The sequence below is a fragment of the Roseomonas nitratireducens genome, from assembly GCF_017813355.1.
GTDB classification, from domain to species: Bacteria; Pseudomonadota; Alphaproteobacteria; order Acetobacterales; family Acetobacteraceae; genus Neoroseomonas; species Neoroseomonas nitratireducens.
Genome location: NZ_JAGIYZ010000004.1, coordinates 70364 through 92257, shown reverse-complemented (window position 1 = coordinate 92257; position 21894 = coordinate 70364). Strand labels below are relative to the sequence as shown.

General features: G+C 72.6%; 18 protein-coding genes. 6 read left to right on the top strand and 12 right to left on the bottom strand.

From position 1 onward, the window contains the following. Window position 1: 1 nt before the first annotated feature. A complete protein-coding gene (kdpF, locus tag J5Y09_RS24720; protein ID WP_209350885.1) occupies window positions 2-97 on the bottom strand; it encodes a K(+)-transporting ATPase subunit F in 96 nt (31 codons plus the stop codon). A 216-nt stretch (window positions 98-313) separates the two neighbouring features. Between kdpF and J5Y09_RS06200 the strand changes: the two genes are divergently transcribed. The 5 genes from J5Y09_RS06200 to J5Y09_RS06180 all read left to right on the top strand — a co-directional run bounded on the left by J5Y09_RS06200 (window position 314) and on the right by J5Y09_RS06180 (window position 6799). Beyond that, complete coding sequence (locus J5Y09_RS06200; RefSeq protein ID WP_209350884.1) at window positions 314-2974, top strand: ATP-binding protein; 2661 nt, start codon at window positions 314-316, stop codon at window positions 2972-2974. Beyond that, window positions 2971-3669: a response regulator gene (locus J5Y09_RS06195; RefSeq protein WP_209350883.1), complete on the top strand. Its 699-nt coding sequence runs from the start codon at window positions 2971-2973 to the stop codon at window positions 3667-3669. The genes J5Y09_RS06200 and J5Y09_RS06195 overlap by 4 nt, the downstream gene beginning before the upstream one ends. Before the next feature lie 806 nt (window positions 3670-4475). After that, on the top strand, window positions 4476-5036 hold the full coding sequence (locus J5Y09_RS06190) for a Spy/CpxP family protein refolding chaperone (protein WP_209350882.1): 561 nt from the start codon (window positions 4476-4478) through the stop codon (window positions 5034-5036). A 275-nt stretch (window positions 5037-5311) separates the two neighbouring features. Next, complete coding sequence (locus J5Y09_RS06185) at window positions 5312-5512, top strand: hypothetical protein (protein ID WP_209350881.1); 201 nt, start codon at window positions 5312-5314, stop codon at window positions 5510-5512. A gap of 156 nt (window positions 5513-5668) precedes the next feature. After that, window positions 5669-6799, top strand: coding sequence for an OmpA family protein (locus J5Y09_RS06180; RefSeq protein WP_209350880.1), 1131 nt, complete (start codon window positions 5669-5671; stop codon window positions 6797-6799). A gap of 109 nt (window positions 6800-6908) precedes the next feature. Here the strand turns inward: J5Y09_RS06180 and J5Y09_RS06175 are convergent, their stop codons facing one another. The 8 genes from J5Y09_RS06175 to J5Y09_RS06140 are packed head-to-tail and all read right to left on the bottom strand — an operon-like array spanning window position 6909 to window position 15373. Then, window positions 6909-8147 carry an adenylate/guanylate cyclase domain-containing protein gene (locus tag J5Y09_RS06175; RefSeq protein ID WP_209350879.1) on the bottom strand — a complete coding sequence of 413 codons (1239 nt, stop codon included), beginning with the start codon at window positions 8145-8147 and terminating at the stop codon, window positions 6909-6911. Beyond that, complete coding sequence (locus tag J5Y09_RS06170; protein ID WP_209350878.1) at window positions 8144-8542, bottom strand: response regulator; 399 nt, start codon at window positions 8540-8542, stop codon at window positions 8144-8146. Before J5Y09_RS06170 ends, J5Y09_RS06175 begins: the two co-directional genes overlap by 4 nt. Next, window positions 8539-10479 (bottom strand): sensor histidine kinase, encoded by a 1941-nt coding sequence (locus J5Y09_RS06165; RefSeq protein ID WP_209350877.1) that lies wholly within the window; start codon window positions 10477-10479, stop codon window positions 8539-8541. The genes J5Y09_RS06170 and J5Y09_RS06165 overlap by 4 nt, the downstream gene beginning before the upstream one ends. After that, on the bottom strand, window positions 10476-11438 hold the full coding sequence (locus J5Y09_RS06160; RefSeq protein ID WP_209350876.1) for an ABC transporter substrate-binding protein: 963 nt from the start codon (window positions 11436-11438) through the stop codon (window positions 10476-10478). The genes J5Y09_RS06165 and J5Y09_RS06160 overlap by 4 nt, the downstream gene beginning before the upstream one ends. Next, a complete protein-coding gene (locus tag J5Y09_RS06155) occupies window positions 11435-12433 on the bottom strand; it encodes an ABC transporter substrate-binding protein (RefSeq protein WP_209350875.1) in 999 nt (332 codons plus the stop codon). Before J5Y09_RS06155 ends, J5Y09_RS06160 begins: the two co-directional genes overlap by 4 nt. Before the next feature lie 35 nt (window positions 12434-12468). Further along, window positions 12469-13440: an ABC transporter substrate-binding protein gene (locus tag J5Y09_RS06150; RefSeq protein ID WP_209350874.1), complete on the bottom strand. Its 972-nt coding sequence runs from the start codon at window positions 13438-13440 to the stop codon at window positions 12469-12471. After that, window positions 13437-14408, bottom strand: a complete 972-nt coding sequence (locus tag J5Y09_RS06145; protein WP_209350873.1) for an ABC transporter substrate-binding protein — start codon at window positions 14406-14408, stop codon at window positions 13437-13439. Before J5Y09_RS06145 ends, J5Y09_RS06150 begins: the two co-directional genes overlap by 4 nt. Beyond that, window positions 14405-15373 carry an ABC transporter substrate-binding protein gene (locus J5Y09_RS06140; protein WP_209350872.1) on the bottom strand — a complete coding sequence of 323 codons (969 nt, stop codon included), beginning with the start codon at window positions 15371-15373 and terminating at the stop codon, window positions 14405-14407. Before J5Y09_RS06140 ends, J5Y09_RS06145 begins: the two co-directional genes overlap by 4 nt. Window positions 15374-15736: 363 nt before the next feature. Here J5Y09_RS06140 and J5Y09_RS06135 point away from each other — a divergent pair, with 363 nt between their 5' ends. Then, window positions 15737-16456 (top strand): Crp/Fnr family transcriptional regulator, encoded by a 720-nt coding sequence (locus tag J5Y09_RS06135; RefSeq protein WP_209350871.1) that lies wholly within the window; start codon window positions 15737-15739, stop codon window positions 16454-16456. Window positions 16457-16541: 85 nt separating this feature from the next. Here the strand turns inward: J5Y09_RS06135 and J5Y09_RS06130 are convergent, their stop codons facing one another. The 3 genes from J5Y09_RS06130 to J5Y09_RS06120 are packed head-to-tail and all read right to left on the bottom strand — an operon-like array spanning window position 16542 to window position 21567. Further along, window positions 16542-17228, bottom strand: a complete 687-nt coding sequence (locus tag J5Y09_RS06130; RefSeq protein WP_209350870.1) for a TetR/AcrR family transcriptional regulator — start codon at window positions 17226-17228, stop codon at window positions 16542-16544. Between the two features lie 6 nt (window positions 17229-17234). Further along, window positions 17235-20384: an efflux RND transporter permease subunit gene (locus tag J5Y09_RS06125; protein ID WP_209350869.1), complete on the bottom strand. Its 3150-nt coding sequence runs from the start codon at window positions 20382-20384 to the stop codon at window positions 17235-17237. Window positions 20385-20391: 7 nt separating this feature from the next. Further along, on the bottom strand, window positions 20392-21567 hold the full coding sequence (locus J5Y09_RS06120; RefSeq protein ID WP_209350868.1) for an efflux RND transporter periplasmic adaptor subunit: 1176 nt from the start codon (window positions 21565-21567) through the stop codon (window positions 20392-20394). Between the last annotated feature and the right edge of the window lie 327 nt (window positions 21568-21894).

Genomic DNA, 21894 nt, shown 5'->3' with positions numbered 1-21894 from the left:
ATCAGAGATCCTCGGGGCGCAGCAGCGCCCACAGGAGGTAGAGGAAGAGGCCGCCGGTCACGACGCCGGCGAGGATGAGGTCGGCCACTGGGCTCACACCCGTTCGCAACCGGCCAGGTAGGCCGCCATCAGGCCGAAGACTCCGACGCCGAGCGCCAGCAGGAGAAGGTCGAGCATCGAGGGGCTCCCATCCGAAGGATCGCGGTGGGGTAGGCCGACAGGGCGTAAACGCTCCATGCGCGATCCGCCCGACCCGCATAAAGACGGCATAAAGAGGCGGGCGGCCGCCCGTTGGGCCTGCTATCGGGACAGGGTGACCGAGGAGCCCGCCCGCCCTGATCCCGATGTCCTGCTCGCCCTCGCGCGGCGGGAGGGACGCGGGCGGCTGAAGGTGTTCCTCGGCGCCGCGCCGGGCGTCGGCAAGACGATGGAGATGCTCTCCGAGGCGCGCCGGCGCCGCGCCGGCGGTGCCGATGTGCTGATCGGCATCGTCGAGACGCATGGCCGGACGGAGACGCAGGCCGCCATCGGCGAGCTGCCGATCCTGCCGCGCACCCGCATCCCCTATCGCGGCCAGACGCTCGAGGAATTCGACCTCGATGGCGCGCTCGCGCGCCGCCCCGCCATCCTGCTGCTCGACGAACTGGCGCACAGCAACGCGCCCGGCAGCCGCCACCCGAAGCGTTGGCAGGACGTGGAGGAGCTGCGGGAGGCGGGCATCGAGGTCTGGACCACGATGAACGTCCAGCACCTGGAGAGCCTGTCGGAGGCGGTGGCGCGCATCACCGGCGTGCGCGTGACGGAAACCGTCCCCGACCGCGTGCTCGCCGAGGCCGACGCCGTCGAGCTTATCGACATCCCACCCGCCGAGCTGATCGAGCGGATGCGCCAGGGCCGGATCTACCGCCCCGACCAGGCGAGCCGCGCGCTGCGCGGCTTCTTCCGGGAGGGCAACCTCGCCGCGCTGCGCGAGATGGCGCTGCGCCGCACGGCGGACCGTGTGGACGCGGACGTCACGGGCTACATGCGCGCCAACGCCATCGCCGGCCCCTGGCCCGCCGGCGATCGCGTCATGGCGCTGGTCGGCGCCGATCCCTCGGCGGAGATGGTGGTGCGGGAAGCGCGGCGCGTGGCGGACGCGCTGAAGGCGCCGCTCGTCGCCCTGCATGTCGAGCAGCCCACCGCGGCCCTGGACGCCGATGCCGGCACGGCGCTGCGGCTCGCCGAGCGGCTTGGCGCGACGGCGGAAACGGTGGTCGCCGCCGACCTCCCCACCGCGATCCTGCGCGAGGCGCGGGCGCGAAACGCCACGCATCTCGTGATCGGTCGCGGGCAGCCAGGCTGGTGGCGGCGGCTGACGGGACGCACGCTGTCGGCGGCGCTGCTGCGGCAGGCCACCGACTTCACGCTGCACCTCGTCCCGGCGCCGGCCGGCGCACCGCGCCCTGTTCCGCCCGAGCGCCATGGGCTACCGCCCTGGACTGGCTGGGCCGCGACACCCGCCCTCGTCGCGGCGGCGACCGCGGTGGGCCTCGCCTTCGACGGTGTGGTGCCGGAAGGCGCGCTTGGCATGGTCTACCTCGTGCCGATCGTGGCGGCAGCCGTCGGCTTCGGCCCCGTGCAGGGGGCGCTGGCCGCTGCGTTCTCCTTCCTGGCCTGGAACTTCCTGTTCCTGCCGCCGCGCTACACGCTGGCGATCGCCGGACCTCAGGACGTGGTCGGTGTCGTCGTCTTCGCGCTGGTCGCGCTGCTGCTGGCAGGGACCACCGGCGGTCTTGGTCGGTCGGTGCGCGCCGCGCGGGCGCGCATGCTCGGGCTGCGTCGGCTGGTGGAGTTCAGCCGGCGGCTCGGCGCGGCGGGGGACAAGGGCGACCTTGTGCAGGCGATTGCCGAGGAGGCCTCCCGCATCGCGGGCGGGTCGGCCTGCGTGCTGCTGCTCCTGCCGCCTCTGCCGGGCGAGAGCGCCCCCGAACCCGTGCTGCGGGCCAGCGTGCCGGTCGAGGCCGAGCCCGACGAGGCGAGCATGGCGGCGGCGCGATGGGCGGCCGCCAATCGGCGCGCCGCCGGGCGCGGCACCGATACGCTCCCGTCCGCCGCCTGGCAGTTCCGCCCGATGCGCACGGCGCGCGGCCTCGCCGGTCTTGTCGGCCTGCGGGCGTCGGAGGAGGCCGGTCCGCTGGACGGCGAGGCCGATCGCGCGCTCGACGCGCTTCTCGATCAGGCGGCCGTCGCACTGGAACGGGCAGAGTTGATGGAGGAGCGCGCCCGCGGCGAGGCGCGCGCGGAGACCGAGGCGCTGCGCACCGCGCTGCTGACGTCGCTCGGCCACGACCTGAAGACGCCACTGACATCGATCCGCGGCGCGGTCGCGACGCTGCGCACCGCTGGCACCACGCTGTCCGAGGCGACGCGCGCCGACCTGCTGGCCACGGCCGAGGAGGAAACCGAGCGGCTCTCACGCTGGATCGCCAACATCCTCGACATGGTGCGCATCGAGAACCGGCAGATCGCGCCACGACGCGAGGAGGTGGATCTCGCCGAGGCCCTGGAGACCGCAGCCGGGCGCAGCGCGCGGGGGCATGATCGGGAGATCGCGCTCGACCTCGGCTCTCGACCGATCGCGCCACGCCTCGACCCCGCGCTGCTCGACCAGGTGCTGGCCAACCTGCTCGACAACGCTCTCAAATTCTCGGCACCCGATGGTCGTGTCGCGGCACGGGTCGGGCGCGAAGGGCCGGAGGTGGTGATCGTCATCGAGGACGACGGGCCGGGCATCCCGCGCGAGGATCTGCACCGGGTCTTCGATCCCTTCTTCCGTGCGACCCGCACGGACCGCGTCGCGGCCGGCAGCGGCCTCGGCCTCGCGATCTGCCGAGGCCTCGTCCAGGCCATGGGCGGGCGGATCGCCGCCGAGAGCCCCGCGACGCCGGATGGACGCGGGACGCGGATGGTGGTGAGGTTCCCCGGCGCATGAGCGCGGTCGCTCCACCCCGGATCCTCGTCGTGGACGACGAGCCGCAGATCCATCGCTTCCTCGGACCGGCGCTGGAAGCGGCGGGCTACGCCCCGATGCGCGCCGCGACGATGGCGGAAGGCCTTCGCCTGGCGGCCGAGCGGGCGCCCGCGCTGGTGCTGCTCGACCTGGGCCTGCCGGACGGCGACGGTAAGTTGGCGATCCCCCGGCTGCGCGGCTTTACCGACGCCCCTATCGTCATCCTCTCCGCCCGCGATCAGGAGGCCGAGAAGGTCGCCGCACTCGATGCCGGCGCGGATGACTATGTCGAGAAGCCCTTCGCGCTGGGCGAACTGCTGGCGCGCATCCGCGCCGCGCTGCGGCGCGCCGGGGCGGCATCCCGGCAGGTGGCAGACACCTTGGTGCGGGCCGGCCCGCTGGAGGTGGACCTCGCTCGCAGGATCGCGCGGGTGGAGGGCGGTGAGCCGCTGAAGCTGACGCCGCGTGAATGGGACCTGCTCGCCGCGCTGGTTCGCTACGGGGAGGGCCGGGTGGTCACGCAGCGCCAGCTCCTGACGGCGGTCTGGGGGCCCGCGCATGTCGAGGATGCGCAATACCTGCGCGTGTATGTCGGCCACCTGCGGCAGAAGCTGGGACCGGCCGCGGGGCTCATCCGGACGGAACCGGGCGTGGGCTACCGGTTCGGCCAGGAGTAGGGCGAGCACGGTCCCGGCGCGTCATCGCGGAAGGGTCTCTCTGATCGAGCAAAAACATTACGCGCCCTGAGCGACCGCTCGGCATAAGCCGATGCGGGGTGCTTCGAGTTCGTTGATTTCTCGGGAGTTTCGGGATGCGGGGACCCGCATCCGACGATGCCGTATTGCGACGATCTGGACCTAGTCGCCCGCCATTTCCGCCGCATCGAGCCTAGCTCGGGGGCGAGAGTTCTAAGCTCCGCCGGCTTCAGCGATGGGAACCTTCGGCCGAAAGTCTCTGGGCCGCTCCTGCTCAAACCACCGGGCGGTGGGCATCTTTGATCGAGTGGCTGGAGCCGCATGCTTCGCCGTTCCCGCGATCGACGCCTCCCACCGCATCGTCCACCGGCATCAATTGCAACGCTGGGGGTGGAAATGGGGGTCGTGAGCAAGACCAAAACGCCTGATCAAGATTTTTCAATGAATTATGTCTTCATATTGGCGTCTCTCGGGGACGCCACTTCAAGCCGCCGGCGGACACGTCATCGGGCCGGAGAGGCGGAATTGCCCCAGCCGCGCAGCAATGGTCGCGCGCCTTTTGGCGCCGCGGCGGGACGCGGGTTCCATCCCGCGCGTGCCGCGCCGGCCCCCGACCGCGCCACCGCTAAGGCGAGCCGCCACCGAACGCGCCATGCAACCCGACGCGCCGTCGCGCGTTGTTCCGTCGTGATCCGGTTCAGGCGCCGCCGCCGTTCCGCGACGACCAGGCCGCGACAGTCCGGCCGGCCACGATCCAGACCCCCACGCGCGTTCATCGGAGGAAAGTCATGCAGTTCTCGAGGACATCGGCGCTCGGCGCCGCGACGCTCCTGCTTGGCCTTAGCGGCGCCGCATGGGCGCAGACCACGGCGCCCGCCACGCCCCCGGCGCAGGCCACGCCACCGGCCGGCGCGGGCCGGATGACGCCCGGCCCGGGCATGGGGCCCGGCATGGGGATGCCCATGATGCGCGGCGGCATGCCGATGGGCGCGGGCATGATGGGCCACGGCATGATGGGCCAGCATGTCGAGGGCCGGATCGCCTTCCTCAAGGCGGAGATCGGCATCACCGAGGCGCAGACGGCGCAATGGAATGCCTTCGCCGAGGCGCTGCGCGCCAACAGCCGGGCCATGGCCGAGCTCCGCGCCCGCACGCCGGAGGCCGCGCAGCCATCCGCGGCGAACGCGCCGCCCGTCACCCTGCCGCAGCGCATCGAGCAGCATGAGCGCATGGCGACGGCGCATGTCGAGGCCTTGCGTCGGCTGAAGACCGCCCTCACGCCGCTCTATGCGGTGCTGACCGAGCAGCAGCGGCAGGCGGCCGACAGCCTCGTGATGGGCATGATGTAGCAGCGGCGCGCGCGGCCCCGCACCAAACCCGGTCGCGCAGGCATCAAGAGGCCGCGGGCGGCGTCCTTGGAACCGTGGCCTCCCGCGCGCCATCCTCGCCGGTGCGCCGGTGGCGCATCGCGGCCTTGGTGCCGTGGTGGCGCAGCCTGCGGGCACGCGCTGGCCGCGCGGTCGATGGCGTCCCGGATCCATCCGGAAGGGCGCGAAACGGAGCCGGCGCGCGAGCAACCTTTCGTCCGGGCGTGCGTTCTCCTCGACCGAGAAGGAGAAGCCCGATGAATGGTCCTCGTCGTCCGCGCCTCCCCAGCCACGTCCCCGATGCCCCGCCGCCCGATCGCCCCGATCCGAGGCTCCGCCCCGACGAGCGCAAGGAAGGCGGCCCGGACTACGGCAAGGAAATCCACCAGCGCGACAAGGCGCGGCGCGATCACGAGGATGCGGTCAACGAAGCCGAGAAGGAACCGCGCGCGGAGTGACGCGCGCATCGGGCGATCCGGCACCGCGCTTGTTGCTCGCGGGCCACATACCCGAGGCAGAGCGCATCGCGCATGCAACCCCGCGCAACGCCGGCGGCCCGCGGAAGTTACCCCGATGCGGCAATGGGCCGCGATCCCGGAAGCAGGACCACAGCCATGAACTCCAAGAAGGCCCTACTCCTCGCCACCGTCATGGCGATGCCCGCCGCCGCCGCCATCGCGCAGCCCGTCACCGGGCTGTACATCGCCGGCGGGGCCGGCATGAACTGGCTGACGGATTCCGACGGCGGCAACCTCCAGAGCTTCATCGACAGCAGCAACGTCAATCCGAACAATCTCGGCCTGACGCCGAGCGGGGGCTTCAACGCCTCCTTCAGCCTCGGCTTCGTCGGGCTGATCTCGGTCGGCTATGGCTTCGGCAACGGCTTCCGCGTCGAACTCGAGGGCAACTACCGCCAGAACGAGGTCGACCAGGTGAGCGCGACCGGCTTCAGCGGCAATTCGGGCGGCACGGCCCGGACCTACGGCGTGATGGCCAATGTCCTGTACGATTTCGGCGCCACCTCGCGCTGGGCCGTGCAGCCCTATGTCGGCCTCGGCGCCGGCTATGCGGTGCATGACTACGACAACGTCTCGCTGCGCGGGCGCACCACCGCAGGCACGACCGTGCCGCAGTTCCGCATCGACGATTCCGACGGGCGCTTCGCCTACCAGGCGATCCTCGGCCTCGGCCTGCCGATCAGCTCCGTGCCCGGCCTCGCCCTCACCGCCGAGTACCGCTTCTTCGGCATGCTCTCGCCGGAATTCTCCGCGACGGCGACGAATGCGATCGGCGTCACGCAGCGCTCGAATGTGGAGGTCGATGCCTTCAACCACTCCGTCCTGCTCGGCGTGCGCTACAATTTCGGCCAGGCGGCCCCCGCGGCCGGGCCGGTCGCGGCCGCCGCCCCCGCGCCCGCGCGCACCTTCCTTGTCTTCTTCGACTGGAACCGCTCGGACCTGACGGCGCGGACGCGGCAGATCATCGCCGAGGCGGCGCAGGCGCGCGGACGCCAGCAGGTGACGCGCATCGAGGTGACGGGCCATACGGACACCTCGGGCTCGCCGCAGTACAATCAGGGGCTGTCCGTGCGCCGCGCGAACGCGGTCGCGGCCGAACTCGTGCGCCTGGGCGTGCCGCGCGGCGAGATCACCGCGCGCGGCGTCGGCGAGGGACAGCTGCTCGTCCCCACCGCGGACAACACGCGCGAACCGCAGAACCGTCGCGTGGAGATCGTCCTGCTCTGAGGAAGCAACGGCAGGGGGCGCGCCTTCACGTCCCCTGCCGACGCCTGGACGCGCCCCGCGCGACGCAGCGGGGAAGCGCGGCACCCCGCCTGCCCGGCGGCCAGAACCATCACCGCAGGTCGATCGGCCCGTCGCCGCCCGCGGCCAGCCGCCTGGCCTGGAACGACGCCAGCGCATCGCCCGTCGCCGCGAGGCGCGCAAGCGCCTCCAGCGCCGCCGCCGGGTCCACGCGGCACTGCGTGAGCGCGCCGACATAGGCGGAAAAGGCAGGCGAAGCCGCGCGGTCCGACGTCAGCGGCTCGAAGGCGGCGACGGCGTCCGTCCGGCCGCGCAGCAGCAATTCGCCCACGCCGCGCCCCTGGAAGCCCGGGATGCGCGCGGCGACGGAAGCGGAAGCGAGCAGCCTGGTGCCAAGCGCCTTGTTCGCCGCCTCCAGCCGCGCCGCGACGTTGATCGTGTCGCCATAGGCCGTGTAGTCGAAATGCCGCCCGCCACCGAAATCGCCGACCAGGGCCGGCCCGCTGTGCAGGCCGATGCGCGTCGCGCCGAAGCCGGTTCCCTCCGCCGCGCGTGCCGCGCGGAAGGCCTCGGCGAAGGCGTCGATCGCCAGCGCGCACGCCACCGCGCGCGCCGCATGGTCGGGCTGCTCGTCCGGCGCGCCGAACAGCAGCAGCATCCCGTCGCCCATCACCTTCGCGACCGTGCCGCCATGGGCGAAGACGATGTCGGTGATGCCCGACAGATACGCGTTGAGCAGGCCGGCAAGAGCGGCGGGCGCCAGCTCCTCCACCAGCGCGGTGAAGTCGGCGACGTCGGTGAAGACGGCGGTGATGTCGCGCCGCTGGCCACCGAGGTCGAGCGACCGCTCGGCATCCGCGAGCTGCCGCGCGAGGTTGGGCGAGAAATAGCGCGCGAGTGCGGCATGCGCCCGTTCGGCGGCGATGCGCCGCGCCTCCGCCGCGCGCCGTTCCGCCACGTGCCGCAGCGTCTTCGTCATCGTCGCCTCGAGGTCGGCGAAGTCGATCGGCTTGGTGAGGAAGTCGAAGGCGCCGCGGTTCATCGCGGTGCGGATATTCGCCATGTCCCCATAGGCGGAGACGATCACGGTCGCCGGCGGGTCCGGCATCTCCTGCAGCCGGGCCAGAAGCGTCAGCCCGTCCATCCGCGGCATGTTGATGTCGGCGAGCACGAGCGCCGTCTCGGGCGCGGCGTCAAGGCGCTCCAGCGCCTCCTGCCCGTCGCGGGCGAAATGGAAGGCGAGCCGCCCGTCGCGCGCTTCCCGCCGGAATCGCTGCAGGATCAGCGCCTCCAGGTCCGGCTCGTCGTCCACGACCAGGACGAGGCTCATGGCGTCGCCTCCCGCGCGCGCAGGCGCCGCTCGATCTCCGCCCGCAGCAGGGCGAAGTCGATAGGCTTCGGGATCAGCCCCTCCGCCCCGCTCTCCCCCGCGCGAAGGCGCGTCCCGGGGTCGTCATACGCGGTGATGAGTACGACCGGCACGTCGGGCCGCAGCGTGCGGGCGCGGGCAACGAGGTCGAAGCCGCTCATGCCCGGCATGTTCACGTCCGACAGCAGCAGGATGATGTCCCGCCCGGCGGCGGCGGCGATGAGGCCGAGCGCCTGCGGTCCGGACCCGGCGAAGCCCATCTCGAAGCGCCCTTCGCGAAGGTCGCGCCGGAACTGCTGGCGGAACAGCGCCTCGATGTCGGGCTCGTCGTCGACCACCAGGACCAGGACGCTCATGCCGCACGCCCCTGCTCTGCCGGCATGCGCGGCAGCGTCACGTTGAACTGGGTCCATTCCCCGGGCGCGGTCGCGACCTCGATCCGCCCGCCATGCTGCTGCACGACGATGTCGTGCGAGAGCGAGAGGCCGAGCCCCGTCCCCTGGCCGGGCGGCTTCGTGGTGAAGAAGGGTTCGAAGATGTGGCTGCGGACGGTTTCGGGAATGCCGGTGCCGTTGTCGCGGACGGTCACGACGACCTCCTCCGCCCGCGCCTGGGTGGAGACCAGCAGATGCGGCTGGAAGCCGGCCTTGTCCTTCTGCTGCACGGCGTGGAAGGCGTTGCCGAACAGGTTGAGCAGCACGCGCGTGAATTCCTGCGGATAGAGATCGAGCTGCCCGGCCGCCGGGTCCAGGCGCTTGTCGATCGCGACGTTGAAGCCGGGCCGCTCCGCGCGCGCGCCATGCCAGGCGAGGTTGAGCGATTCCTCGACCAGCGCGTTGATGTCCACGCGGCGGCGCTCGCTCTTTCCCTCGCGCGAATGGGCGAGCATGTTGCGCACGATGCTGTCGGCGCGCCGGCCATGCGCGGTGACCTTCGCGAGGTTGTCGCGGAGCATGCCGCAGAGCTCGTCGATCTCGAGGCGGAGCGCGGGCGCGATCGCGCCGTCCGCGCGGTCCATCGCGTCGCGCAGCTCGGCCAGCAGGTCGATCGAGAGCTCGGCGAAGTTGTTCACGAAGTTCAGCGGATTCTTGATCTCGTGCGCGATGCCGGCGGTGAGCTGGCCGAGGGAGGCGAGCTTCTCGGTCTGCACCAGCCGGTCCTGCGCGGCCCGCAGATCATCGAGGGATTCGGCCAGTTCCCGCGTCCGGTCCGCGACATTCGCCTCCAGCGTTTCCTGCGCGTCCTGGATGCGCACCGCCATCTCGTTGAACCGCAGGGCCAGCGTGCCGATCTCGTCCCTGGCCTCGACATCGATGCGCTGCGCGAGGTCGCCCTGGCCCAGCCGCTCCGCGCCGGCCTGGAGCGCGCGGATCGGGCCCGTCAGCCGCCGCGCGAGCACGACGCCGGCCAGCAGCGCGACGACGACGCCGAGGGCGAGCAGCGCCAGCGTCTGGTAGGCCGCGGCATAGACGGGGGCGAGGGCCTCCGACGTCGGCTGTTCGACGAAGACGATCCAGCCGAGCCGCGGGATCGTCGCATGGGCGGACAGCACCGCGCGCCCGTCGACGCCGCGCGCGGCGCGCACGCGTTCCCCCGCGCCGGCGATCGCGCCGGCCACCTGCGGCAGCGCGGACAGATCCGTGTCGCGCAGCACCAGGCTCATGTCCGGATGCGCGATCAGCCGCCCCGCCGTGTCCGTGACGAAGGCATAGCCCGTGCCGCCCACGCGGATCGCCGTCATGACCTCCCAGATCAGCTTCAGGTTGACCTCGGCGATGGTGGCGCCGGGATTGCGCCCGGCATGGACCATGGCGAGCGCCATGTAGGGTTCCGATCCGCGGCGGAAGGTGACCGGGCCGTACCAGACGCGGTTCTCCCGCGCGCCACGGAAGCGCGCATCGGCGGACAGGTCGGTGCCGCTGTCGAGGACATCGGGCTCGAGCCGCGAGAGGCGCAGACGTTCGCGCCCCTCCCCGTCGACATACAGCACCTCGCTGATCGCCGGCGCCTGGCGCAGCAGGCGGATGAAGTCGTAGCGGCGCTGCTCCATCGGCACGCGCGCCCAGTCGGCCCGCGTGGTCCAGCCGATCTGCTGCTCGAGCTCGGCGATGAACTGCGCGACGCGGTCCGCCGCCGCATCCGCCTTCTCCTGCTCGACGCGCACGGCGGCCTCGGTCGCCTCGCGATAGGCGAACCACATGGAGATGCTGCCGTTGACCAGCAGCACCGCGCCCACCAGGCCGAGGAAGGCGAGGGTGAGCCGCTGGGCGAGGGACAGGCCGCGGCGCTTCATTCCAGCACCTCGTCCGCCAGGGCGAGCAGCGTGTGCGGCACCGCGAGGCCGAGCGTGCCGGTGGCCCGCAGGTCGATCGCGAAGCGGAAGCGGGTCGGCCGCTCGATCGGTATGGCGCCCGGATCCTCGCCGTCGAGGATGCGCTCGGCGAGCACCGCGGCGCGGGCGAAATAGTGCGGCTGGTCCACGCCGTAGCCCATCGCGAAGCCCGACCCGACGAAGTTCGCGAGGAAGGTCACGCCTGGCACGCCCATAGCCTGGAGCATCCCGCCGATCCTTCCAAGATGCTCCGTGATCCCGGGCGCGGTGAGCATGACGACACCGACGGTGCCGCGGGCGGCCCGCGCCAGCGCGGATGGCAGCGCATCCGTATCGAAGGGGTTGACCACCGCGGCCGTCAGGCGCCGGCGCCCCGCCTGCACGACGGCGACGTCGCGCTGGTGGGGGCCGGTCGCCGGATCCCACAGGAAGACGACGTGCCGCGTCGCCGGCGCGAGTTCGAGCAGCAGGTCGAGCCACTTGCCCGCGAGCGAGGGCTGGTCGAGGAACAGGCCGGTGACATGGCCGCCCGGCCGCGCATCCGACGCGGCGAGGCCGGCGGCGACGGGATCCGTCTCGAGGTCGACGGCCACGACCGGCACGCCGCGGCCCAGCCGCGCCGCCGCGAAGACCGCCGGCGCCCCGACCGCGATCAGCGCGCCGGGATCGTGCGCGAGCAGTTCCTCGATCGCGCGTTCCAGGACCGCCGGGTCACCCCGCCCTGCCCGCAGGAACAGCGTCTGGGCGTCGACGAAGCCGCGCTGCCGGAGATGGCCGCCGATGATGCGCGTCGCGTTGTTCGCCGGCCCGATGCTCACCGAATGGACGTAGCCGATGCGCCGCGGGCGGCGCGGCTGCGCGTCGGCGTCGCGGGCGGCCGCGGCCAGCGGCAGCGCTAGGGCGGCGCGGCGGCCGATCATTCGATCACGTCGTCCGCCCGCGCCAGCATCGGCTGGGTGATCTCGACGCCCAGCGTCCGTGCCGCGCGCAGGTCGATGACGAACTCGAAATGCGTCGGGTTCTCCACCGGCAGGAAGCTGATGGGCGTGCCGTTCGCCGCGCGCACCACCTGGCGGGCGGCGCGGCGGAAGCCCTCGCTGATATCCGGCCCGTAGCTCATCAGCGCGCCGCCCGTCAGGTAGCGCTTGTTCGACATGACCATGGGGATGCGGTGGCGCAACGCCGTCTCCCCGAGCCGGACGCGGCTGGTGATGGTCGAGACGTCGGAGACGACGAACAGCGCCGCGATCCCGCGCCGCCTGAGGTCGGCGAAGGCATCCTCCAGCCCCTCGGGCACCGCGATGCCCTGGAAGACGAGCTCGATGCCGAGCGCCGCCTGCGCCCGCTCCGCCTCGTCGATCTGGATCTGCGAGGGGTAGTAGATGTTGAAGATCACGGCGAAGCGGCGCGCCTCGGGGAAGGCTTCCCGCATCAGCTGGATGCGCTTGGCGGTCAGCTCGCCGGCATGGAAGGACTGGCCGGTGACGTTGCCCTCGGGCCGCGCCAGGCTCTGCACCAGCCCGTCCTGGATCGCGTCGCGCGTCGCGCCGAAGACGATGGGGATGGTGGTGGTGGCCGCGCGCGCCGCGAGCACGCCGCCGCGCGTCGAGCAGACGATCGCATCCACCCGCGCCTCGACGAAGGACCGCATGACGTCCGACAGATCGTGGTCCGGGCGAAGCTGGTGGCGGTAGTCGATCGTCAGGTTGCGCCCGACGACATAGCCGTTCTCCCGCATGCCCAGCTCGAACTTCTCCTCGAAGATCGTCCGCTCCGGCCCGTTGACGATGTAGCCGATGCGCAGCGGCCGCGCGGCCAGGGTCTGCGCGTGGAGCGGCAGCGCAGGCGCCGCGGCGAGGGCCGCGAGCAGCGCGCGGCGCGCGGGCAGGCGGGGCTGTCGGTCGGGTCGTTGCATGCTGCTGCCCCTCGTTTCCATCTGCATGGCCTCGATCATTCGATCACATCCTCCGCCCGCGCCAGGATCGCGTGCGGAACCGTCAGGCCGAGCGCGCGCGCCGTCCGCAGGTTCACCACGAACTCGATCGCGGTCGGCAGCTGGACCGGAAGGTCACCCGGCCGTTCCCCCCGCAGGATCCGGACGACATAGCCGGCGGCGCGGCGGAACAGGTCGGGCAGGCTCGCCCCGTAGCTCATCAGCGCGCCGGCCTGGGCGAAGCGCGCCTGGTCGGCCACCACGGCGATGCGGTGCGCCATGGCGGTCGCGATGATCGCCTCGATCATCGAGCTGGTGAGGAAGTCGCGCACCACGATCAGCGCGCGCCCCCCGCGCGCCGCCAGCGCCGCCATTGCGTCCTGCAGCGCCGCCGGATCGGGGCTCGTGAGCGGCAGGAGCAGCGTGTCGAGCCCCATGCCGCGCGCGGAGGCCGCGGTCATGCGGCCCCAGGCGTCGAAGGTCGGGTCGGTGGCGTTGTGCAGCACGCCGATCGTGGCGAGGCCCGGGATCATCTCGCGCAGCAGCTCCGCGCGCTTGGCGGCCATCTCCTCCCCGAAGCTCGCGAAGCCGGTGACCGACCCGCCGGGCCGCGCGAGGGAGGCGAAGAGCTCCGGGTCGCCCTGCACCGGCGGCAGCCCGACGGCGACGAGGGGGATGGCGGTGGCGCGCCGCACCGCACGCGCCGCCGAAGGGCCGGGCACCAGGAAGACATCCACCGGCATCGCGGCGAAGTCGCGGATGATCTCAAGCCCGCGCGCGGTGTCCCCGTCCGCGTGGCGATGTTCGAAGCGCCAGCCGCGCCCTTCCACCTGGCCTTGGGACTGCATGCCCTCGCGGAAGGCGATCACCGAGAGGCGGTCGGCCTCGACCGAGCCGAAGCCGACGAAGGCGACGGTCGGCGGCCGGCGCTGCGCCCGCGCGACGCCGGGGGCGAGCAGAAGCGCGGGCAGGGCGCGCCGCGCGATCATTCGATCACCTCGTCGGCGCGGGCCAGGAGCAGGTCGGGGAAGTCCCGGCCCAGCGCGCGGGCGGTCCGCCGGTTGACGAAGAACTCGAAGCGCGTCGGGAGCTGCACGGGCAGGTCACCCGGCGCCTCCCCGCGCAGGATGCGGTCGACATAGGCGGCGCTGCGGCGGAACAGGTCGAGCGGCTCGAACCCGTAGGACATCAGGCCGCCGGAATCGACGAAGGGCCGGAACGGGTAGATCGCCGGCATGCGCGTCTCGCGCGCGGCGTCGATCAGCCGCGCGCGCGCGAGCAGGTTGAGCGCCGTGGGCATGGCGATGATGCCCGTGTCGCCACCCGCCGCGGCCTCCGCCAGCAGCGCCTCGACCGGCTGCTCCGGCCGGCGGAAATGGATGTCGACGCTGGCGAGGCCGATCGCGGCGGCACGCTCGTGGACATGCCGCGCGAGGCCCGCGAAGCCCCTGAAGTCGGGATCGTTCACGATCGCGACGCGGCGCATCGCCGGGTCGAATTCGCGCAGCAGGTCGAGCCACTTCCCGCCCAGCTCCGGCTCATAGGTCGCGAAGCCGGTGACATGGCCGCCGGGCCTGGCCATGCTGCGGACGAAGCCCGCGCCCACCGGGTCCACGACGACGACGAAGACGACCGGGATCGCGCGGTTGTGGCGTTGCAGCGCCGCCAGCTGCGGCGTGCCGTTCGAGACGATGATGTCGGGCGCGAGCGCGACCATCTCCTGCGCGTGGGCCTCGGCGCGCGCGAGGTCGCCGGCACCCCAGCGGTGGACGATCTCGATGTTGCGGCCCTCGATCCAGCCGAGGGCGCGCAGCCCTTCGCGCAGCGCGGCGGCGCGGCCATTCGCGTCGGGATCGCCTTCGGCGCTCGAGACGATGAGCGCGATGCGTCGCGGACGTGCCTGCGCATGCGCCAGGCCCGGCAAGGCGATCAGCGGCAGCGCACGCCGCGCGATCATTCGATCACCTCCTGCGCCGCTGCGAGCACGAGCGCGGGCACCTCGACGCCGATCTCCCGCGCGGTGCGCAGGTTCACCACGGTCTCGAAGCGCTCGGCCTGGAACATCGGGATCTCGCCGGGCGGCTGGCCTCGCAGGATGCGCGCGACATGGCGCGCGACCTGGCGGCGCAGCTCCTCGTTCACGGGACCATGGCTGATCAGGCAGCCGGCTTCCGCCATGGTGCGCCATTCGCAGATCGTCGGCAGGCGGGACCCGCGCGCCAGGGCGGCCAGCGCGGCGGCATGGGTCGAGAAGCCGGGGAAGGAACCGACGACGACGGCGTGCACGTCCGCGCTCCGCAGGGCGGCGAAGGCCGGGCCGAGGCTTTCCGGGCCGCCCGCGCTCACCGCCACCAGTTCCACGCCCATGCGCGCCGCGGCCGCCACCATGGCCGGCACGCGCGACGGCACGAAGGTGGCGCCCGCGAGGTAGCCGATCCGCCGCGCCCCCGGCAGCGCCAAGCGCAGCATCTCGAGCCGCTTCAGGTCGAGTTCCTCGGCGAGCATCACCACGCCTGTGACGCTGCCGCCGGGACGCGCCAGGCTTGCCGCGAGGCCATCGGCCACCGGATCGGTGCCCGCGAAGCCCATCACGATGGGCAGGCCGGGATCGCGCGCGCGGAGCACATGGGCCACCGGGTTCGACACCGCGATCACGACATCCGGTCGCGCCGCGATGACCTCGGCGGCCAGCGGCGCCAGGCGTGCCGGATCGCCATCGGAGGAGCGGGCGAAGAACTGCAGCGTCCGGCCCTCGACGAAGCCTTCGCGCGCCAGTTCGGGCAGGCCCCATTGCCGGAACTGGTCGATCGAGATCTGCCCGGAGGACAGCAGGCCGAGGCGCGCCACGCGCCCCTGCCCGCGCGCGGGCATCGCGCCCGTTGCGGCGAGCGACCCGGCCAGCAGCATCCGGCGCCGAAGCATATGCCCGTTCCTCATGCGCCCGGGCCGCGCGCGAGCGGCGCCGTTGCCCCGGTCATCGCCCTGGCCCGGCCGTGCCCTCGCCATGCGTCGCCGCGCCGGCCCCGTGCCGAGGCCGACGGGCACAGCATGACCGCGCCGCGGCGGGCGCGCGAGTTCCGTTCGGCCACGCGCGGCGCGGCAACCCAGCATGCATCGGGGAAAGCCTCCCTGCCTCGTCCTCGGCCCCAAGCCTGCCCTGGCGGCGCGCCATCACTGTGTGTCAAATCGCACATCGGATCCGGCGGGCTGATCGCACCCTCCCGGCGTCCGGCGTGGGAGGCATGGCATGGGAGACGCGAAGGCCATCGGCCGCAGCCTGGCGACATGGCCGGCCGGCCCGCGGGCATGAACGCCCCCCGCCGCGCCGAGACCCTGGCGGTCATCCCCTTCTTCAGCGGCATCGCGCCCGAGCTCGCCCTTCGCCACGGCAGGCGCGCGCACTGGCTGACCGCCGAGGCAGGCCGCCTGATCCTCGACTTCGACGACCCGTCCGACGACGTCTTCTTCGTGCTCTCGGGCAGCGTGCGCATCTCGGTGCGCACGCCGGGCGGGCGCGAGCTGATCCTCGACGACGTCCCCGCCGGCCGCTTCTTCGGCGAGATGGCCGCGATCGACGGCGCGCCGCGGTCGGCATCCGTCATCGCCCTGCATCGCAGCCGCATCTGCCGCCTGCCGGGCGCCGCCTTCATGGCGCTGATGGCCGAGGCGCCCGACCTTTCGCGCAGGCTGATGCAGGTGCTGACGAGCCGCATCCGCGAGACGAATGCGCGCATGCTCGAACTGACGAGCCTGGACATCCGGCACAGGCTCTACGCCGAGCTGCTGCGCCGCTCGAACCCGGCCGGCGCGGGCGGGGAGCGGGCGATCTCCCCGCCACCGGTCCAGCAGATCATCGCGCTGCGCATCGGGGCGCGCCGGGAGGCCGTCTCGCGCGAGATCGCGCGGCTGCTGCGCGACGGCGTGCTGGAACGGACGAGGGGGGCGCTCGTCATCCGCGCGCCGGCCATGCTCGAGCGGGCTTTGGCCGAGGCGGCGACGAACTGAGGCGATCCGTGCCCGGCCGGTCGCGCCGTTCATTCCGACGCGATGCGCATGGGGATCGCGAGCAACCCGCCCGCCCCCGGGCGGATCAGCGCCTTCCCGCCGCCTGCGCCTGCTGGCCGCGCGGCGCCGCGCCGTCGAGAAAGAGGCCGACCGCCTCCTCCGCCAGCGCGACGATCTCGGCGCGTCGCGGCGGATCGCGCACGCCGAGCAGCAGGCGCATCTGCGCCGAGCCGAGCACCATGCCGTAGAGCATGCGTGCCGCCGTCCCTGGATTGGACAGGGCAAGGCACCCCGCCGCCGCCTCGGTCGCGAGCCGGCGCTCGAGCACGCTCGATCCTCGGGCCGTCAGCACGCGATGCGTCGCCGCCGCGAGTTCCGGCGAGCGATGCCGCTCGCCGATCACGAGGCGGAAGATGCCGATCTGCCGCTCCGCGAGGAGATGCTCGGCGGCCGCGACCAGGATGCCCGTCAGCGCGCGCCGCAGGTCGGGCTCACGCTCGAGGTCGGTGTCGAGCGCGATCGGCACGAGGGTCGCGGCGATCGTCTCCTCGAACAGCGCGGCCTTGGAGGGGAAGACCTGGTAGAGCGTGCGCTTGGACATGCCCGCCACGCGGGCCACCTCGTCCATGCTCGCCGCCGCGTAGCCATCGCGCAGGAAGACGCCCGCGGCGGCTTCGCAGAGCCGCAGGCGCCGCGCGCAGTCCGGCATCGCGGCGCGCGCGCCGGCCCGGGGCCCGGCCGGGGTGGTCGGACGGTCGAGCACCTCGCCCATGCCCCGTCACTCCGCCGGGGCGGGCAGGGAGGAAGCCGGCGCATGCGTCGCCTCCTCCTTCCGCCGCGCGCCGAACACGCGCAGCACCAGCACGAAGAACAGGGGCACGAAGATCACCGCGAGCACGGTGCCCGCGACCACGCCGCCGATCACGCCGATGCCGATCGCGTTCTGCGCGCCGGACCCGGCGCCACTCGCGATGGCGAGCGGCACGACGCCCAGCGTGAAGGCGAGCGAGGTCATGATGATCGGCCGCAGCCGCTGGCGCGCCGCCTCCTCCGCCGCCTCGGCGAGCGACAGGCCGCGGTCGAAACCCTCCCGCGCGAATTCGACGATCAGGATGGCGTTCTTCGCCGTCAGCCCGATCGTGGCGAGCAGGCCGACCTGGAAGTACACGTCGTTGGCCAGGCCCTTGAACAGGGTGGCGAGCACCGCGCCCAGCACGCCGAGCGGCACCGCCAGCATCACCGCGGTCGGGATCGACCAGCTTTCGTAGAGCGCCGCCAGGCACAGGAACACCACGATCAGCGACAGGGCATAGAGCGCCGGCGCCTGGCCGGAGGATTGCCGCTCCTGGAAGGAGATGCCGCTCCATTCGAAGGCGAAGCCGGGCGGAAGCTGCGCCGCGAGCCGCTCCATCTCCGCCATCGCCTCGCCGGTCGTGAAGCCCGCGGCGGGCATGCCCTGGATCTCGCGGGAGGCGACGCCGTTGAAGCGTTCCAGCCGCGGGGAGCCGAATTCCCACACCGTGCGGCCGAAGGCGGAGAACGGCACCATCTGCCCCTGCGCGTTGCGCACGAACCATTTGTCGAGGTCGCTCGGCACCATGCGCGCCTCCGGCTGGCCCTGCATGAAGACCCGCTTGACGCGCCCGCGATCCATGAAGTCGTTGACGTAGGTCGACCCCCAGGCGGTCGACAGCGTCGCGTTCACGTCGGTGACCGACAGGCCAAGCGCGCTGGCGCGTTCCCAGTCGACGATGAGGCGGAACTGCGCCTCGTCGTTCAGCCCGTTGGGCCGCACCCGCGTCAGCATGGGGCTGGCCGCCGCCAGGGACAGCAGCTGGTCGCGCGCCGCCATCAGCGCCGCATGCCCCTGACCCCCGCGATCCAGCAGCTGGAAGGCGAAGCCGGTGGCGTTGCCGAGTTCCCGCACCGCGGGCGGGGAGGACGCCACGATCAGCGCGTCCTGGTAGCCGCCGAAGCGCGCGTTGATCCGCGCCGTCAGCGGCTGGACGTTGTCCTGCGCGCCGCGCCGCACGTCCCAGTCGCGCAGGGTGATGAAGCCCAGCCCGGAATTCTGCCCGCGGCCGCCGAAGCTGAAGCCGTTGATGGCGAAGAAATTGTCGACCACGGCGCCCTCCTCCTCGCGGAGGTAGCGGCCCAGCTCGTCGAGCGCGCGCTGCGTGCGGTCGGCCGTCGCGCCGGGCGGGGCGGTGACCTGCACGAAGGCGATCCCCTGGTCCTCGTTCGGCAGGAAGCCGCCGGGCAGGCGCAGGAAGCCGTAGCCGAGCGCGCCCAGCAGCGCGGCGTAGACCACCAGCATCCGCGCCGGCCGGCGCAGGCTGGCGCGCACGCCGCCGACATAGCCGCGCGTCATGCGGTCGAAGCCGCGGTTGAACCAGCCGAAGACGCCGCGCTTGCCCTGGTCCGGCTTGTGCGGCCGCAGCAGGGTGGCGCAGAGCACCGGCGTGAAGAAGATCGCGACCAGCACCGACAGCGCCATGGCCGTCGCCACGGTCACCGAGAATTGCCGGTAGATGACGCCGACGGATCCGCCGAAGAAGGCCATCGGCAGGAACACCGCCGAGAGCACGAGGCCGATGCCCACCAGCGCGCCGGTGATCTGGTCCATCGACCGCCGCGTCGCCTCCAGCGGGGAGAGATGCTCCTCGGCCATCACGCGCTCGACGTTCTCGACCACCACGATGGCGTCGTCCACCAGCAGGCCGATGGCCAGCACCAGGCCGAACATGGTCAGCGTGTTCACGCTGAACCCGAGCGCCTGCAGCACCGCGAAGGTGCCCAGCAGCACCACCGGGATCGCCATGGTCGGGATGAGCGTGGCGCGCAGGTTCTGCAGGAACACGAACATCACGATGAAGACGAGCACCACCGCCTCCAGCAGCGTCATGATCACGGCCTTGATCGAACGCTGCACGAAGGGCGTGGTGTCCTGCAGGTAGACGACCTCGAGCCCCTGCGGGAAGCTCGGGCGCAGGCGGTCGATGGTCGCGCGGATCGCCGCCGCGGTGTCGAGCGCATTGGCCCCGCTGGCCAGCCGGATGCCGATGCCGCTGGACGGCCGCCCGTCCAGCAGGGTGGTGATGGAGTAGTTCTCGCCGCCGATCTCGACGCGCGCGACGTCGCGCAGGCGCACCTGCGCGCCGTCCGGGCGCACGCGCAGCAGGATCGCGCCGAAATCCTCCGTGGTCTGCAGGTAGGACGGGCCGATGATGGTGGCGTTGAGCTGCTGGCCGGGCACCGCCGGCAGCGCGCCCATCTCGCCGCTCGACACCTGCACGTTCTGGGCGCGCACCGCGGCCGCGACGTCGGACGGCGTGAGCCCGAAATTCACCAGCTTCGCGGGGTCCAGCCAGATGCGCATGGCGAACTGCGCGCCGAAGACCTGGAAGTCGCCCACGCCGGGGGTGCGGCTGATCGGGTCCTGGACATTGGCCACCAGGAAGTCGGAGATGTCGATCCGCTCCATCCGCCCGTCGGTCGACACGAAGCCCACCACGAGCAGGAAGTTGCCGGACGACTTCACGACGCGGATGCCCTGCTGCTGGACCGTCAGCGGCAGGCGGGGCACCGCCAGCTGCACGCGGTTCTGCACCTGCACCTGGGCCGTGTCGGCATTGGTGCCGGGCGCGAAGGTCAGCTGGATGCGCGCGGCACCGTCCTTGGTCGTCTGCGAGTCGAAGTACAGCAGGTTGTCGATGCCGCTCAGCTGCTGCTCGATGACCTGCACCACGGTGGTCTGCACCGTCTCGGCCGAGGCGCCCGGGAAGTTCACGTTGATGGAGATCGCGGGCGGGGCGATCGCCGGGTATTGCGCGACGGGCATGCCGCGCAGGGCGAGCAGCCCGGCCAGCATGATCCCGATGGCGATCACCCAGGCGAAGACCGGGCGATCGATGAAGAAGCGGGCCACGACGCCCTTAGCTCGCGGCCGCGGTCGGGCGTTCGCGCGCCTGCACCCGGGCGCCCGCGCGGATGCGCTGGACGCCCTCGATGACCACGCGCTCGCCGGCCGCGACGCCCTCGGTCACCAGCCAGTCGTTGCCGACGGTCCGGCTGGCGCGCAGCACCCGCTGCTCGACCACGCCCTCGGCGTTCACCACGAAGGTCATGGGCTCGCCGCGCGGCGTGCGCAGCACGGCGCGCTGCGGCACCAGGATGGCGCGGTCGGTGACACCTTCCTCGACGCGGGCGCGGACGAACATCCCCGGCAGCAGCAGTTGGTCGGGGTTGGGGAAGACCGCGCGCAGGGTGACGGACCCGGTGCCCTGGTCGACGATCACCTCGGAGAACTGCACCTCGCCCGCATGCGGGTATTCCGAGCCGTCCTCGAGAACCAGCCGCGCCACCGCGCGGTCGGCCAAGGGGCGGCGCAGCGCGCCGCTTTCCACGTCGCGCCGCTGCTGCAGCAGCACCGCGCTCGGCTGGGTCAGGTCCACCAGGATCGGGTCGAGCTGCGTCACGGTGACCAGCGCCGTGGCCTGGTTCGCGGTGACGAGCGCGCCGGGCGTGACGGTCGCGCGGCCCGTGCGCCCGGCGATGGGGGAGGCGACGCGCGTGTAGCCGAGGTCGATCCGCGCGGTCTCGAGCGCCGCGCGGGTGGAGATGATGTCGGCCTGCACCTGGCGCAGCGTCGCCTCGGCGTTCTCCAGGTTCTGCTCGCTGACCGCCTGCACCCGCGCCAGGGCGCGCAGGCGGGCGGCGGTGCTCAGCGCCACGCGCTCGGCCGCCTCGATGCGCGTCAGCGCCGCCTCGGCGCGGCGGACCGACGCCTCGAAGGGCGCGGGGTCGATCTGGAACAGCGGCTGGCCGGCCATGACGGCCTCACCCTCGGTGAACAGGCGCTCCCGCAGCACCCCGCCCACCTGGGGCCGGACCTCCGCCGCGCGGAACGGCGCGGTGCGTCCGGGAAGGACGGAGGTCACGGGGATCTCGCGCCGCTCCAGCGTCACCACCGTCACCGCGACGGGGGCCGGCGGAGCGGTGTTCGCGGCGGCGCGGATCGGCGAGTCGTCGCAGCCGGCCGCGGCGACGAGCGCCAGGGCGAGTGCCAGGAGCCGCGGCTGCCCGTTGCGCATCCGCGTGCGGATGGCCATCGCGGTCCGCGATGCTGCGCTGGACGTTCGTGACATGAAGCCTCGTTTCGATACGGACTGGGGGTCGGTCGCGGCGGATACTGGTGAGTTTCCTGAAGACTTCAACAGGCGTTTCCGGGACATCTCGCCCGGGGCGGGCGGCATCCGCCCCGAACTGCCGCGAATCTGTGCAACGGCCTGCCGCGAAGCGGGCATCGCGACGGGGGCGGCGGGCGGGCAGGGAGAACATGCACGCCAGCGCATGCGCCGCGACCGACGGGCGCTTCACGCCACCCGACACGCGGCGTTCCCCGCATCCCGCCCCTGGCGCAGACTGGGCGCGAGAGC

Bases quoted from the DNA above. Each gene is read 5' to 3' on its own strand.
- J5Y09_RS06120 (WP_209350868.1), bottom strand. From the start codon at position 21,567: ATGGCCATCCGCACGCGGATGCGCAACGGGCAGCCGCGGCTCCTGGCA.
- J5Y09_RS06135 (WP_209350871.1), top strand. From the start codon at position 15,737: ATGGCCGGCCGGCCCGCGGGCATGAACGCCCCCCGCCGCGCCGAGACC.
- J5Y09_RS06180 (WP_209350880.1), top strand. From the start codon at position 5,669: ATGAACTCCAAGAAGGCCCTACTCCTCGCCACCGTCATGGCGATGCCC.
- J5Y09_RS06160 (WP_209350876.1), bottom strand. From the start codon at position 11,438: ATGATCGGCCGCCGCGCCGCCCTAGCGCTGCCGCTGGCCGCGGCCGCC.
- J5Y09_RS06165 (WP_209350877.1), bottom strand. From the start codon at position 10,479: ATGAAGCGCCGCGGCCTGTCCCTCGCCCAGCGGCTCACCCTCGCCTTC.
- J5Y09_RS06185 (WP_209350881.1), top strand. From the start codon at position 5,312: ATGAATGGTCCTCGTCGTCCGCGCCTCCCCAGCCACGTCCCCGATGCC.
- J5Y09_RS06170 (WP_209350878.1), bottom strand. From the start codon at position 8,542: ATGAGCGTCCTGGTCCTGGTGGTCGACGACGAGCCCGACATCGAGGCG.
- J5Y09_RS06130 (WP_209350870.1), bottom strand. From the start codon at position 17,228: ATGGGCGAGGTGCTCGACCGTCCGACCACCCCGGCCGGGCCCCGGGCC.
- J5Y09_RS06155 (WP_209350875.1), bottom strand. From the start codon at position 12,433: ATGCAACGACCCGACCGACAGCCCCGCCTGCCCGCGCGCCGCGCGCTG.
- J5Y09_RS06150 (WP_209350874.1), bottom strand. From the start codon at position 13,440: ATGATCGCGCGGCGCGCCCTGCCCGCGCTTCTGCTCGCCCCCGGCGTC.
- J5Y09_RS06195 (WP_209350883.1), top strand. From the start codon at position 2,971: ATGAGCGCGGTCGCTCCACCCCGGATCCTCGTCGTGGACGACGAGCCG.
- J5Y09_RS06190 (WP_209350882.1), top strand. From the start codon at position 4,476: ATGCAGTTCTCGAGGACATCGGCGCTCGGCGCCGCGACGCTCCTGCTT.
- J5Y09_RS06145 (WP_209350873.1), bottom strand. From the start codon at position 14,408: ATGATCGCGCGGCGTGCGCTGCCGCTGATCGCCTTGCCGGGCCTGGCG.
- J5Y09_RS06140 (WP_209350872.1), bottom strand. From the start codon at position 15,373: ATGCTTCGGCGCCGGATGCTGCTGGCCGGGTCGCTCGCCGCAACGGGC.
- J5Y09_RS06175 (WP_209350879.1), bottom strand. From the start codon at position 8,147: ATGAGCCTCGTCCTGGTCGTGGACGACGAGCCGGACCTGGAGGCGCTG.